This window comes from Modestobacter muralis (assembly GCF_010682105.1).
GTDB lineage: Bacteria > Actinomycetota > Actinomycetes > Mycobacteriales > Geodermatophilaceae > Modestobacter > Modestobacter muralis.
Genome location: NZ_JAAGWH010000036.1, coordinates 22,984 through 36,105, shown reverse-complemented (window position 1 = coordinate 36,105; position 13,122 = coordinate 22,984). Strand labels below are relative to the sequence as shown.

The following is a 13,122-nucleotide window of genomic DNA, read 5'->3' as shown; positions in this document are numbered from 1 at the left end:
GGTTGCCGCCGAGCCGCGACGATTCCGTTGCCGTGTCACCGCTCCCCTGGAGCCGAGGGATGGCCCGTTCGGCTTGAGGCCCATTCGACCACGCTGATCGATGGCTTGACCGGACTGCCGCGAACTTCGCTGCCCGACCGTGGGTACGCCGCACACGGGGGAGGTCAGAAGGCGTGCACCCATCACTGAGGGCTCCGGCGTGGCCCTGCGGGGCAGCTGCGCGTGCATCTTGGGGGGCGCCGTAGACGCCTAGTTCTCGGCATGCACTGCCTCGATCACCGATGTGTTCGCCGCGTCGGTCACCGACCGGGCCCAAGGTGTCCGGGTGCGGTGCGCGTAGTACGCGCTCGGGGCGATCTGCAGCGCCTGGCAGATCGGCTCGACCCCGCACTCGTCCCGGTGGGCGTCGATGAAGTCGACGACCACCACTGTGGGCGGTCGAGCTCCGCCGGAAGAAGGTCAACGCAATGGTCACGATGTCGTTCACCCGGCGGAGCTCGCGTACCTCGCGTTCCAGCTCGGCCAGCCGCGTCGCGTCGTCGGTGCTGGTGGCCGGCCGGTGGCCTTCGTCGGTGTCGGCCCGGGTGACCCAGTTGCGTGGCAACTCGGGATCTGTGCCCAGGTGCTCAGTGATCCGCAGCAACGCCCCAGTGCGGGGTCGCCGGGCCCCGTCGCGCGTCGACCGCCAGCCGGACCGCCGCCCCGCAGCTCGTCGGGGTGTCTCCTTGGCGCCGCCTTGACTCTTCCTCACGTGGATCGAGAGCCTCCATCAGACCCGGGGCGGGACAGGTCCTCTCGCCCCGGGTCTGTACCCACGCACGACGACCAGTCAGATCTCGTACCGCCGGGCGGCCTTGCGATAGCCGGCGAGGAGATGTGCGCCCAGTTCCGTGAGTTCCTGCCGCAGCCACTCCTCCGATACGTCGGGTGGCGCAGCGATCAAGGCACCGGCCAGCGCCTGCAGCGTTGCGGCGCCCCAGACGGTCCCGAGTTCGTCGCCGTCGCCACCCAGCAGCATCGCCTGGACCTGCCCACGCATCCGGGTGCCCTTCTCCACGAGCCCCGGGCGGCCCATCGCTGTCGCGTCCCGGGTCAGGTACGCGGCTACCCGGCGGTGCCGGAGCAGGTAGTCCACGTAGCGGGCGACACCCGCGGCGTTTCCCCGCTGCGGACGCAACGCGGAGTCCGCCTCCGCCGCCAGGGCCAGCAGTTCGTCGAACGCCGGCTCGACGAGGGCGAGCAACAGGTCGTCCTTGGAACGGAAGTGGTAGTAGACGGCAGCCTTGGTGACGCCGAGCCGGTCGGCGATGTCCTGCAGGCTGGTGCCCTCGAACCCGTGCTCGCTGAACAGCCCCAGCGCCGCATCGAGCACCCGCTGCGCGCCGGCCGACCGGCCGCCGGACGCGAGCCCAGGAGAGGACGCCGTCGGCATGGTGGTCACGTCGCCAGAGTAGCCACCCGACGATGTCATGCCCTTCATCTGCCGCCTAGCCGATTGGCAAGTACCATCCTTGCCGATCGGCAAGGCGAGTGTCGCCGTCCCGAGCAACTGACCGACCGAGCAACCGACGTCATCAGAACCGGAGTCGCACCGTGGCAGTCTTCCTCCACCGTCTCGGACGCTGGGCGTTCCATCGCCGCAAGACCGTCCTGCTCGCCTGGCTCATCGCGCTGGTGGCCTTCGGTGGGCTCGCCGGAGCCTTCAGCCGCGACGCCGACGCCCAGCTGACCATCCCAGGCGTCGAGTCGGTCAACGCGCTGGAGACCCTGCAGGAGCGCTTCCCCGGCGGCGCGGCCGGTGGCGCCACCGCCCGGGTCGTCTTCGCCGCCCCCGAGGGCGCGGCCGTGACCGACCCCGAGCTCACCTCAGCGATCCAGCAGGCCCTCACCGAGGCGGCCGACGCCGAGCAGGTAGCCGCCGTCAGCGACCCGTTCCAGGCCCAGGCCGTCTCCCAGGACGGGTCGACCGCGTACGCCACCGTCAGCTACGACGTCCAGGTCAACGAGATCACCGACGACGCGCGCGCCGAGCTGCTCGCCATCGCCGACGGCGCTGAGGACGCCGGCCTGCAGGTCGAGTTCGGTGGCGAGGCCACCCAGGCCATCCCCGCCCAGGGCGCGGCGGAGGCGATCGGCGTCCTCGTCGCCCTTGTCGTCCTCGCAGTGACCTTCGGCTCGCTGCTGGCTGCCGGACTGCCCCTGCTGACGGCGCTCATCGGCGTCGGCGTCGGCATGGCAGGCGTGCTGGCCCTCTCCGCCGTCATCGACCTGACCAGCACCACCCCGACGCTGGGCCTGATGATCGGCCTGGCCGTCGGCATCGACTACGCGCTGTTCATCAGCATCCGGCACAAGGAGCAGCTGGCCGCTGGGGTGGACGCGCGGGAGTCCGCCGGCCGCGCCGTCGGGACCGCGGGCAGTGCTGTCGTCTTCGCCGGTCTCACCGTCATGATCGCGCTCGCCGGGTTGACGGTCGTCGGCATCCCGTTCCTGACCACGATGGGCCTGGTCGCCGCCGGCATGGTCGGTGTGGCCGTCCTCGTGGCACTGACCCTGGTGCCCGCACTGCTCGGCTTCGCCGGGAACCGGTTCGACCGCTGGAAGGTCCCGGGCCTGCGTCGCCGTCAGGCCGCACTGGCCACCAAGGAGTCGGCCGGCACCCGCTGGGCCGGCCTGGTCACCCGCCGTCCCCTGCCCGTCCTGCTGGTCGGGATCATCGGCCTGGGCATCATCGCCCTGCCCGCACTGGACCTGCGCCTCGGCCTGCCCACCGAGGGCGACCTCGGCGAGGAGACGACGCAGCGGCAGGCCTACGACCTGCTCTCCGAGGGCTTCGGACCCGGGTTCAACGGGCCGCTCACAGTGCTGGTCGACGCCGCCGATGCGGACGACCCGCAGACCGCGTTCACCGACACGGCCGCCGGCATCGGTGAGCTGGACGGTGTCGCCGCGGTCGCTCCGCCCATCCCGAACGAGACCGGCGAAACCGCCATCATCTCGGTCATCCCGGACGCTGGACCCGCCGACGCCGCCACCGAGAACCTCGTGCGCGACATCCGCACCCTGCGCCCCGACCTGACCGAGAGCACTGGCTCGGAGCTGGCGGTGACGGGCAACACGGCGCTCGGTATCGACATCTCCGAGAAGCTGGGCGACGCGCTCCCGGTGTTCCTCGTGGTCGTGGTCGGCTTGGCGTTCCTGCTGTTGCTGCTGGCGTTTCGGTCGATCCTGGTGCCGATCAAGGCGGTGCTCGGCTTCCTGCTCAGCCTCGCCGCCACGTTCGGCGCCCTGGTTGCCGTCTTCCAGTGGGGTTGGCTGGCGAGCGCGCTGGGCGTCGAGTCGACCGGGCCGGTGTTGAGCTTCCTGCCCATCCTGCTCATCGGGCTGCTGTTCGGGTTGGCCATGGACTACGAGGTGTTCCTGGTCAGCCGCATGCGGGAGGACCACGTGCACGGCGCCGAGCCCAAGGAGGCGGTGATCGGCGGCTTCCGCCACGGCGCCCGTGTCGTCACCGCAGCCGCGCTGATCATGGGTTCGGTCTTCGGCGGCTTCATCCTCGGCGACGACGCGACCATCAAGAGCATCGGGTTCGCGCTCGCCTTCGGCGTGCTCGTCGACGCCTTCATCGTTCGCATGGCGATCGTGCCCGCGGTCATGACCCTGCTCGGCAAGGCCGCCTGGTGGCTGCCCCGCTGGCTGGACCGCGCGCTGCCCGACGTGGACATCGAGGGCGCTGCCCTCGAGCGCCGCGAGCCCGCCCCCCGGCCCGACGTGGACCTCGTCTCCGCCGAGCGGTGACGAGGACGCCCGCCACCAGATGGTGGCGGGCCTCTTCGTCGGGGCGGAAGGACGTCGTCCCGGCCAACGTCTGAGGCGTCTCACCGCGCGTGGGACAAGAGGAAGGAACTGTTGGCCGCCACCACGTAGGCGAGCCCGACACGGCGCCCGGCGCTGAGACAACCGGATGGCGCTCAGTGCTGCCAGTCGGGGCCTTGACCAGCAAGGACGCCGCTCAGCGCGACCGGTCTCCCAGCAGCGGGCCCGCCATCTCCTTCTTCCCCCGCACGCCTGACGGCGTCGATCGGCGCCCGTCCGTCATACGAGGGATGGGCTTGCGCGGGGACGTCGCTTCCTGCGGTCCCCGCTCTGGACCCATGCCACCGGGCGCCGCGGCCACCACGCCCCTGGGTCCTCGGGTGTGAAGGTCTCGACGCCATCGATCATCCGGGCTCACCTGGCCCACCGTGGACCCCCTCACGAGGGCTGCTCTCAGGATCGCGGGATGAACTGGCGATCCGGATCGCCGCGAAGCCACTGCGCATCCCCGCCACGCCGTCCTTCTCGTCGAGGGGAGGAAGCGGCTCAGCCTGGTCGGGTCTCATCGCATCGAAGACCAGGGACGCGTACCGGCGCCGGTCCGCCGGCGACGCCGGGGGCGTGGAGAGACCGACGACGAGGATGCTGAGCACACGGGGGATGTCGTAGGGCTGCAGGTCGGCCCGGATCTCGTTGGCCTCCTGCGCGTGCCGCAGCAGAACGGCGAAGGGCTCCAGGAACTCCCCCAGCAGGTCGTCGGTCAGCACCGCGAAGTCCGCCGACGAGGCGATCAATCCGCGCTCCCGATCGAGCAGCTCCAGCAGCCGCTCGACGATCAGCAAGAACGACTGCCGGGCACTGCCTTGCCCGCACGAGTGCCGGAGAAGCGGCAGGAGCTCGTCTCGCATGATCGACCGGTACACCGCCCGGGTCAGGCTCTCCCGGCTGGAGAAGTGGCGGTACAGGGTGGCGACCCCGACACCGGCTTCGCCGGCGATCTCCTCCAGCGAACCCTGGCGACCCGAGGTGAAGACCTTTCGGGCAGCAGCGACCAGCCGCTCGCTGTTGGCCTGGGCGTCGCGCCGCCGCCCTCTTGCCGGCGAGGTCATCGCAGCACTCCCCTCACGCCGAGACGCGGCGGCACCCGTGGCGCGGCCCCGAGCCATCCTCTGCGTCCCAGGTTGCCCGCGCTTACGATAGCTGTCTCTCACTTCCGTCCCCCGCGAAGCCGGTATGGGCGCTGGGATGCAGTGACCGGCTCTGGGGGGCTGCGGTGTCGACGTTGCTGTACCGGGTGGGGCGCTGGACCTATAGGCACCCGTTCCGCGTGATCGGGGTGTGGGTGGCGCTCCTGGTAGCCCTCGTCGGCACCCTGGTCCTCAACCCTCCCAAGCTGAGCACGGAGTTCAGGATCGACGGGACCCCGGCGCAGGAGGTCATCGACGAACTGGCCCGGGAACTCCCAGAGGTATCCGGCGGTCAGGGGTCGCTGGTGTTCCAGGCGCCGGCCGGCGACCGACTGGACTCGGAGCGGTTGGCACCCGCGATCGCCGAGGCCGTGCAAGGGGTCTACTCCGTCGACCAGGTCGTCGATCCTGCCGAGTTGATGCAGGCCCAGCAGCCGCCCGGCGGGGCCCCGGCCACCCCGCCGGGGAGCACGCCGGAGGCCCCGGGGAACGCGCCCAGCGCCCCGCCGGGCACGCTGGTCGTCGCGGGCCAGCCGGTGCTGGGAGTGACGGTGTCCGAGGACGGCCGGGTGGCGCTGTTCCAGTTCCAGTTCGACGACCAGCTGTTCGAGCTTCCCCAGGGCACCGTCGCCGACACCGTCGCGGCGGCGGAGGCCCCGGCGGAAGAAGCGGGTGTGGCCGTGCTTCCGGGCGCGACCCTGCAGGAGATCCCAGAGATCATCGGCGTCGGGGAGATCGTCGGCCTCGCCGTGGCGGCCCTGGTGCTCGTCGTCACGCTCGGCTCCGTGGTCGCCGCTGGGCTGCCGCTGCTCACCGCCCTGGCCGGGGTCGGCGCGGGCATCGGCGGCGCCTTCGCGCTGGCGCACCTGTTCGAGCTGAACTCCCTCTCGGTCGTCCTGGCCCTGATGCTGGGCCTCGCCGTGGGGATCGACTACGCCCTGTTCATCGTCAACCGGCAGCGCTGGCTGATGCTCACCCGCGGTCTCGACGCCGGGGAAGCCGCTGGCCGCGCCGTGGGCACCGCCGGCAGCGCCGTGTTCTTCGCCGGCACGACGGTGGTCATCGCGCTCACCGCACTGCTGGTCGTGGGCATCGAACTGCTGACCGTCATGGCGCTCATCGCGGCCGCGACCGTCGCCATCGCCGTCCTGGTCGCCCTGACCCTGCTCCCGGCCCTGCTGGGCCTGGTGAAGGAGCGCATCTGCTCGCCCCGCGCCCGGGCACGCCAAAGGGGACACCACGACCGTTCCCGCACCCCGGCGCGACGCTGGGTCGGACTGGTCGTGCGGTACCGGTGGGCGGCCGTCGTCCTGGTCGCGGCCCTCGCCGCGCTGCTCGCCCTGCCGCTGTCGAGCATGCGGCTCGGGATGCCCTCGGCCGAGAGCTACGGCAGCGGTACCCCGCAGCGTGAGGGGTACGACCTGGTCGCCGAGGGCTTCGGCGAGGGCTTCAACGGGCCACTGGTCGTGGCGGCCCGGACGGCAGAGCCCGGCACGCCCATCGAGCCGCCTGCCCTGCAGGAACTCGTGGCCGACCTGAGCGCGCTCGACGGCGTCCAGAGCGCCATGCCGGCCGGCGTCAGCCAGGACGGCACCATCGCGGTGCTGCAGGTCGTCCCGACCACTGGCCCGACCGACGAGGCGACCGAGGACCTGGTCGCCGAGATCCGCGACCGCTCCGCGCAGTACGGGGACGACCTGGGGGTCACCCTCGGCGTCACCGGCCTGACAGCCATCGGCATCGACATGTCCCAGCGGCTGTCCGAGGTGCTGCCGATCTACCTGGCGGTGGTTCTCGGCCTGTCGCTGATCGTGCTGCTGCTGGTCTTCCGGTCCGTCCTCGTCCCGGTCAAGGCGACCCTCGGCTTCCTGCTCAGCATCCTCGCGACCTTCGGGGCCACGACCGCTGTGTTCCAGTGGGGCTGGCTCAACCAGGTGTTCGGGCTCGACAGCACCACCGTGGTGATGAGCGTGATCCCGATCATCGCCACCGGCGTGCTCTACGGGCTCGCCATGGACTACCAGATCTTCCTGGTCTCCTCCATTCGCGAGTCCCACGTCCACGGCCACCACGGGACCGACAGCGTCACCGACGGGTTCACGCAGGCCAGCCGCGTGGTGGTCGCCGCGGCGATCATCATGACCGCGGTCTTCGGCGGCTTCATCTTTAACGCCGACCCGATGGTCAAGCAGGTCGGCTTCGCGCTCGCCGTGGGCATCCTCATCGACGCGTTCCTGATCCGGCTCACCCTCGTACCGGCGGTGATGGCCATGTTCGGCGACCGGGCCTGGTGGCTGCCCGCATGGCTGGACCGACTCCTCCCCGACCTCGACGTCGAGGGTGACAAACTGGCCCAGCGGCTCAACGGCGAAACGGGCGGAACGCCCGCCGACACCGACCCACCGAGCCGGGAACCGGCGTCGGCCCGAGCGGGGTGATCACCAGGATGACCGGGGACCAGCGAATGACGCGACGTGCCGAGACCGGAGATGGACGCCTCGCACGGTGGGGACGGCGGATGATCGCCGGATCGGCCGTTGCATCGGCGACACTGCCCTGGCTCGCCGACTGGAACCACAGCCACACGTTCGGTCCCGAGTATGGCCCACACGCCCGGTGGCACGGAACCTCCGAGGTCGTCGGCGCGACCGCAGAGGGACTCCTCGCCCTGTGGCTGCTCCGCGCCGCCGGCGACGAGCAACGCCCGGACGAACGCCTGCTCACCGCCGCCGCCCTGCTGCCGATCGCCCGCTGGGCGCCGTTCAACCTCACCCTGCTGGTGCCCGGGACGTCTCCCTACGACCAGCACCGCATTCCGCAACGAGTATTCGGCATGCCGGCCGCTCTTCTCAGCCAGGACCTGATCGCGGCCACCGCTGCCGTCGGCCTGCTCCTGCGCCGTCTCGCCCGCGAACGGACGTAGCAACCCCGACCGGGCCACGCTCACGCCCTGGACACCGTCTCGGGCGTGCCAGGCGCCTCCGCCTTCTCGAGCGCATGCGCGAGCCTGGGATCCCCGACGGGCTAGTCGCTCCTCGGCCCCTCGCCCAGGTCGCCGAGCTGACGACGATGCACCGAGTTGCACGCCCCAGTCCTGACGTCGAGGTGGAACGACCCGCCACGAGACCCGCGGACCAGGCTCCCAGGGCTCGAGCCTGGCGGGTTCCGACCGCCGCAGCAACAGCCGGACCCGGCCAAGGTCACGCTGAGTCGGTCAGGGTTGCTCGCCGCTGCCCGCCGAAGGCTCGCTGTGACGTGCTCTTCTCGGTGGTGCCGCAACACCGCGGCGCGGATCGCCAGGATCCTGGGCCTCACCGATCACCGCACGGTCGTCGTCGACGACCGCCGTGCGCAGGCCCTCGGCCACCGCTTCGGCGTCGGAGCCGGGCTCCGCTGCCCCACCGCGCAGCGGACGCTCCTTGAGGAAGAGGATCACGACAAAGCCCAGCACGGCGAAGGGCACGGCCGCCAGGAACGTCGTCTGCAGAGCATCCGCGAACCCGCCGACCACCGCGCCGCGGACGGGTTCGGCCAGCGCGGCGATCTGGTCGGGGCTGCCGAGCGTCGGGGCTCCCCCACCGGCGGCCAGCTGCTCCGGCGGCACACCCGCTTCGGCGAGCCGACTGGGGATGGTGTCGTTGAGCCGGTGGGTGAGCAGTGCGCCGAAGACCGCCACACCGACGGCGCCGCCAAGCGAGCGGAAGAAGGTGGCACCGGACGTGGCCACGCCCAGCTCACTGCGGTCGACCGCGTTCTGCACCGCCAGCACGAGGACCTGCATGACCAGACCCAGCCCGACTCCGGTCACGAACATGTAGACCCCGGCCACGACGAGCGAGGTGTCGACGTCCAGCAGGCTGAGCAGGAACAGCCCGACGGCGGCCAGCAGCAACCCGATCACCGGGTAGATCTTGTACCGACCCGTCGCAGTGATGGCCCGACCGGAGCCGATCGAGGCCAGCAGCAGCCCGGCCACGAGGGGCAACGTCAGGAGGCCCGACGCAGTCGGGGACTCTCCCTTGACGATCTGCAGGTACTGCGGGAGGAAGATGATCGCGCCGAACATCGCGATGCCGACGATGAAGCCCGCCAGACTCGTGACCACGAAGGTGTGGTTGGCGAACAGGTGCGGCGGGAGGATCGGCTCCGAGGAGCGGCGCTCCTGCCAGATGGCCAGCGCCAACATGGCCAGCGAGAGCGCAGCGAGACCGTACGTCCAGCCCGAGTTCCAGTCGAACTCCTTGCCCCCCAGCGACAGCACGAGCAGCAGCGAGGCGACGGAGCCGACGATGAAGAAGGCCCCCAGCCAGTCGATCGTGTGCTTGGCGCGGGGGAAGGGCAGGTTGAGCACCCGCTCGGTGACCACCATGGCCGCGAGCCCGATCGGGATGCCGGCCCAGAAGGTCCACCGCCACGAAGCGTGCTCGACGAGGAAGCCGCCGACGAGTGGACCGCCGACCGTGGCGATGCCGAACACCGACCCGATGTAGCCCTGGTACCGGCCCCGCTCCCGGGGGGTGGTCACGTCGCCGAGGATCGCCTGGGAGAGGGCGATCAGCCCACCGCCGCCGATGCCCTGCACGGCGCGGAAGGCGATGAGCTGGGTCATGTTCTGGGAGAACCCCGACGCCAGCGACGCCAGGAGGAAGATAGCGATCGCCAGCTGGAACAGGACCTTGCGCCCGTAGATGTCAGAGAGCTTGCCCCACAGCGGCGTGGACGCCGTGGTGGTCAGCAGCGCGGCGGAGACCACCCAGGACAGCTGCTCCTGGCCGCCGAGTTCGCCGACGATGGTGGGCAGCGCCGTGGCGACGATCGTCTGCGACAGTGACGCGACGAGCATGCCCAGCATGAGGCCGACGAGGACGACCATGATCTGCCGGTGCGTCAGCACCGGCATGGACTCGGCTCCGGTCGAGTGGTCGGGGTCCCTGTCTCCGGACGGCGAGGGGGAAGTCATGGCAGCTGAGGACTCTCCGGGTGGAAATGAGTGGGCCCCTCGGCGGCAGACCAGCCAGGGGGTCGGGTCCCCCTCGCGGCGCCCGACTCATCGGCCAGCCGCTCCAGACCCTGGTTGAACTTCTCGAGCAGCGTTGCGAACTCATCGCGGTCCGAGTCGCTCCAGGACGTGAGCACGTCCCGGACGATGGCCTGTCGGGCCATCCGCGTAACAGTGAGCGATCGATGCCCTGCTTCGGTCAGGCGCAAACGGCACGCCCGCCGATCAGCGGGGTCCTGCTCGCGGACGACGAGGCCCTCCTCGGTGAGCACGGCGACGTGCCGGCTCACCGTGGACGGATCCAGGTGAAGCTCGCCCGCCAGGACACCGGATCGGAGTGGTCCGAGGTCGTGGAGCCGGCCGAGGATGGAATACTGCGCCCGCTCCAGCGGCCGGGAACCCTGCTCGGTGTGCAGGCGCACACGTTGCGTCCGCCGGGTGAACGCCGACAGTTGCTCCTCGATCCGCCCGTACTGCCCCGGGGGGCTCTCCGGCGGATGTGGTTGCACGGATCAACCATAGCGCGATCGGGGAAGCTCGTCACCCCGCTGTGCGCCACCACAGGTGGCACCAAAGGCGACAGTGAGCGGAGGCTCAGTCGGCGGTCGGCTTCTCTCCCTGCAGGTGGCGGCCGAAGAAGCCGAAGATCCGTCGCCAGGCGTCCTCCGCGGACGGATCGTGACAACCGAAGCCCCCCACCCGCTCGAGGACGGCGAGCGGCCCGTCGTTGTGCCGGTTCATGAAGGAGTGGCCGGCGTCGGGGTACTCCTTCACGTCGTGGTCGACACCGAGGCCGGTCAGGGCGCCGTCCAGTCGCTGGGCCGCCCCCGGGCAGCGCCCTGTCGCGGCCTCCGTAGCTGGCCACCACCGCGCAGGCGCCCTGCAGCACGCCTTCGAGATCTTCCGGGATCTGCCCGTAGTTGGGGGCCGAGGCGTCGAAGCCGCGGGTCGCCGCGACCAGGGCGAAGCCGCCGCCCATGCAGAAGCCGACGATCCCCACGCTGCCGGTGCCGTCCGGTTGCGCCACGAGCCAGGAGCGGCAACGTCCAGGTAATCGAAGGCCGCGCCTTCCTGGCGGGCCAGCGCCCGGAACGTCGAGCGCAGGCAGCGGACCGGCCCCCCGGCCGTGAACAGATCGGGCGCCAGGGCGAGGTAGCCCCCGGCAGCCAGCCGGTCGGCCTGCTGTCTGGTGTCGTTGGTCAGACCGAATGCCTCGTGCACCACCACGACGCAGGGCCAGGGGCCCGTGCCGACCGGAGGTACGGCGAGATCCGCCCGCAACTGCGGGGCGCTCGCTGCCCCGTCGATCGTCGTGTCCGGCATGAAGACTTCCCGTGTCAAGTGGCTCAGCGGTCAACTGTGGGGGTACCTGTGCGCCGACCTCACGCGGAGGCGCGCAGCTCCTCGGCAGCCGCCGCGAGCAGATCGGCCGCCTCGTCATCGAGCGCAGGCAGCCGCGAGGCCGCCTCCGCGGCTGTGGCGACCCGGTCCAGCAACGGGACGTCGGTGGTCGCGGCACGACCCAGCCGGCTCCAGGCCTCGGCACATCGGTCATAGGCCAGGCCCGCCAAAGCACTGCCCGAGCTCCCCTGCCGCCCCGCCACGTCGTGGCAGCAAGCCGCCTGCAGCCGGCGGAAGAGCCCACCGCCGGTGCCGGCCTTCTCGATGAAGACCGGGAGGGCGGCCACCGCCGCCTCCAGGGTCACGGTGTCCAAGACCTGCGGCCAAGAGCCAGGTCCTCGGCGAACTCCCGGATCCCGGCGAGCCCGCCGCGCTGATCGAGCCCGGCGGCAGGCCGGAGGAGTCCACGATTCCCGGACCGCCGTGGCGGATCCCGGCCGCCGCGGCGGCGAACGCGTCGGCAGCGGCAGACCTCAGATCCGGGAGCCGCTCGGCCACTCGACAGCGAACGTCGCGTGACGCGTCGACGCCGGGAACCCGGTCGAGCGGCGCGCACGGGCCAGCGCGGCGCAGGGCACCTCCTGGACGTCCTCGCGGTCGTTGTCCACGACGTAGGCGATCTGCCGCTCGTCGTCGTAGCCGACCACCACGACATCGTGCCGGCTCATCCGCAGCCGGACGCGCAGGTAGGGCAGCTCGGCGATGTCCGCCCACACCATGACCGGCCGGCCGGCGGTCAGCTCGTCACGCACCCACCGCCACCCCAGCGCCGAATTATCGGTCCGCCGGAGCTCCACGGTCGCATCGAGGCAGCAGGTCGACTCCATGTCCCCGCCCCGGCCGACCAGGTGGATCGGCGGGGCCAGGCCCGGCCCCCCAGATAGGAGAAGTCGAGCCCTGCACCGAGGCCGAAGACCAGTCCCTCCCCTCCCCAGTCGAGCCCCGCCCCGTCCAGCAGGTCCCGAAGGGCTCCGGACCCGCTGCGCCCGGCCATGCGATGGGGGACAGCTCTCCAGCAGCCGCCGCCCGCTCACGGTGCCACCGTCGCCGCGTCGCCACCGCCACGGGAGAAGTGCTCCAGACCGACGACGACGAAGAGTGCGGATGCCTCGACCACGACCGCTCCCCCCTCGTTGGTGCCCTGCGCCCGGACGAACAGCTTTCGGCCCTCCCGACGTTGCACACCCGCCTCCAGCAGGTACGAAGTCCCCAGCATCACCGGGGCCCGGTAACCGACCTCCAGGTGGCGGGTGACCGCAGGATCCCCGATCAGGTACAGCAGGAAACCGAACAGGTCGTCCAGCACCGTCGCCACCGCGCCACCGTGTGCGATTCCGGGCGCACCGACGTGCCGCTCGTCGAAGACGTGCCTGGCCCGGACGACGTCTCCCTCCCGCCAGACCTGCAGGTGGTGCCCGTGCGGGTTCTCCGGGCCGCACCCGAGGCACCGAGCATGGTGCGGCGGCAGGGGCCCGGCGTGGTTGTTGCCGGTGAACTTCTCCGCCCATTCCCCGATCACGGAATCCCCGTCGCTCACCCTGCCTCCTGCCGGGTATCGACTCCCGAAGGCACTGAGACTTGCACACGCCCTGGAACAGCAGCCCCTTGCCCTGCAAGAAGTCGATGACCGGCAGCGGGCAGGCCGCTCCCACGAGACGGCCAGCTCCGAGCGAGACAGCTCGAAGCCGTCGCACGCGCGCACCGCCATGAGCAACGCGG

General features: G+C 71.2%; 11 protein-coding genes, 3 pseudogenes and 1 other annotated feature. Of the genes and pseudogenes, 3 read left to right on the top strand and 11 right to left on the bottom strand.

Annotation, left to right across the window (positions count from 1 at the left end; translation table 11 throughout):
• Nucleotides 1–249: 249 nt before the first annotated feature.
• Nucleotides 250–429, bottom strand: coding sequence for a hypothetical protein (locus GCU67_RS23030; protein WP_163611695.1), 180 nt, complete (start codon nucleotides 427–429; stop codon nucleotides 250–252).
• Nucleotides 349–465 (bottom strand) — a sequence feature (AL1L pseudoknot). Its footprint overlaps the gene before it by 81 nt.
• Before the next feature lie 364 nt (nucleotides 466–829).
• On the bottom strand, nucleotides 830–1,432 hold the full coding sequence (locus tag GCU67_RS21165) for a TetR/AcrR family transcriptional regulator (protein ID WP_170311055.1): 603 nt from the start codon (nucleotides 1,430–1,432) through the stop codon (nucleotides 830–832).
• A 161-nt stretch (nucleotides 1,433–1,593) separates the two neighbouring features.
• On the opposite strand from GCU67_RS21165, the gene GCU67_RS13240 reads away from it, so the two are divergent.
• Complete coding sequence (locus tag GCU67_RS13240) at nucleotides 1,594–3,798, top strand: MMPL family transporter (RefSeq protein ID WP_163611694.1); 2,205 nt, start codon at nucleotides 1,594–1,596, stop codon at nucleotides 3,796–3,798.
• 422 nt (nucleotides 3,799–4,220) lie between these two features.
• Here the strand turns inward: GCU67_RS13240 and GCU67_RS13235 are convergent, their stop codons facing one another.
• Entirely contained in the window at nucleotides 4,221–4,925 is a 705-nt protein-coding gene (locus GCU67_RS13235; RefSeq protein WP_163611693.1) for a TetR/AcrR family transcriptional regulator, read from the bottom strand.
• Nucleotides 4,926–5,089: 164 nt separating this feature from the next.
• Here GCU67_RS13235 and GCU67_RS13230 point away from each other — a divergent pair, with 164 nt between their 5' ends.
• Nucleotides 5,090–7,441, top strand: a complete 2,352-nt coding sequence (locus GCU67_RS13230) for an MMPL family transporter (RefSeq protein ID WP_163611692.1) — start codon at nucleotides 5,090–5,092, stop codon at nucleotides 7,439–7,441.
• A gap of 80 nt (nucleotides 7,442–7,521) precedes the next feature.
• Nucleotides 7,522–7,926: a hypothetical protein gene (locus GCU67_RS13225; protein WP_163611691.1), complete on the top strand. Its 405-nt coding sequence runs from the start codon at nucleotides 7,522–7,524 to the stop codon at nucleotides 7,924–7,926.
• A 291-nt stretch (nucleotides 7,927–8,217) separates the two neighbouring features.
• On the opposite strand, the gene GCU67_RS13220 is transcribed toward GCU67_RS13225, so the two are convergent.
• The 8 genes and pseudogenes from GCU67_RS13220 to GCU67_RS13200 form a co-directional block, all read right to left on the bottom strand.
• A complete protein-coding gene (locus GCU67_RS13220) occupies nucleotides 8,218–9,903 on the bottom strand; it encodes an MDR family MFS transporter (RefSeq protein WP_211661336.1) in 1,686 nt (561 codons plus the stop codon).
• A 56-nt stretch (nucleotides 9,904–9,959) separates the two neighbouring features.
• Nucleotides 9,960–10,511, bottom strand: a complete 552-nt coding sequence (locus GCU67_RS13215; protein WP_163611689.1) for a MarR family transcriptional regulator — start codon at nucleotides 10,509–10,511, stop codon at nucleotides 9,960–9,962.
• Nucleotides 10,512–10,596: 85 nt separating this feature from the next.
• Nucleotides 10,597–10,812: pseudogene (locus GCU67_RS23025) on the bottom strand (dienelactone hydrolase family protein); the annotation flags it as partial.
• Between the two features lie 79 nt (nucleotides 10,813–10,891).
• Nucleotides 10,892–10,981 (bottom strand): annotated as a pseudogene (locus tag GCU67_RS23020) (hypothetical protein); the annotation flags it as partial.
• 149 nt (nucleotides 10,982–11,130) lie between these two features.
• Nucleotides 11,131–11,325: pseudogene (locus GCU67_RS23015) on the bottom strand (dienelactone hydrolase family protein); the annotation flags it as partial.
• 59 nt (nucleotides 11,326–11,384) lie between these two features.
• Nucleotides 11,385–11,867, bottom strand: a complete 483-nt coding sequence (locus tag GCU67_RS21375; RefSeq protein ID WP_276508542.1) for a DUF4872 domain-containing protein — start codon at nucleotides 11,865–11,867, stop codon at nucleotides 11,385–11,387.
• Nucleotides 11,868–11,876: 9 nt separating this feature from the next.
• Nucleotides 11,877–12,437, bottom strand: a complete 561-nt coding sequence (locus GCU67_RS21370) for a BtrH N-terminal domain-containing protein (RefSeq protein WP_338104991.1) — start codon at nucleotides 12,435–12,437, stop codon at nucleotides 11,877–11,879.
• A complete protein-coding gene (locus tag GCU67_RS13200) occupies nucleotides 12,434–12,940 on the bottom strand; it encodes a PaaI family thioesterase (RefSeq protein ID WP_211661332.1) in 507 nt (168 codons plus the stop codon). Before GCU67_RS13200 ends, GCU67_RS21370 begins: the two co-directional genes overlap by 4 nt.
• Nucleotides 12,941–13,122: the final 182 nt, after the last annotated feature.

Coding starts and splice junctions, on each gene's coding strand:
- GCU67_RS21165 (WP_170311055.1), bottom strand. CDS start 1,432: ATGCCGACGGCGTCCTCTCCTGGGCTCGCGTCCGGCGGCCGGTCGGCC.
- GCU67_RS13235 (WP_163611693.1), bottom strand. CDS start 4,925: ATGACCTCGCCGGCAAGAGGGCGGCGGCGCGACGCCCAGGCCAACAGC.
- GCU67_RS13225 (WP_163611691.1), top strand. CDS start 7,522: ATGATCGCCGGATCGGCCGTTGCATCGGCGACACTGCCCTGGCTCGCC.
- GCU67_RS13220 (WP_211661336.1), bottom strand. CDS start 9,903: ATGCCGGTGCTGACGCACCGGCAGATCATGGTCGTCCTCGTCGGCCTC.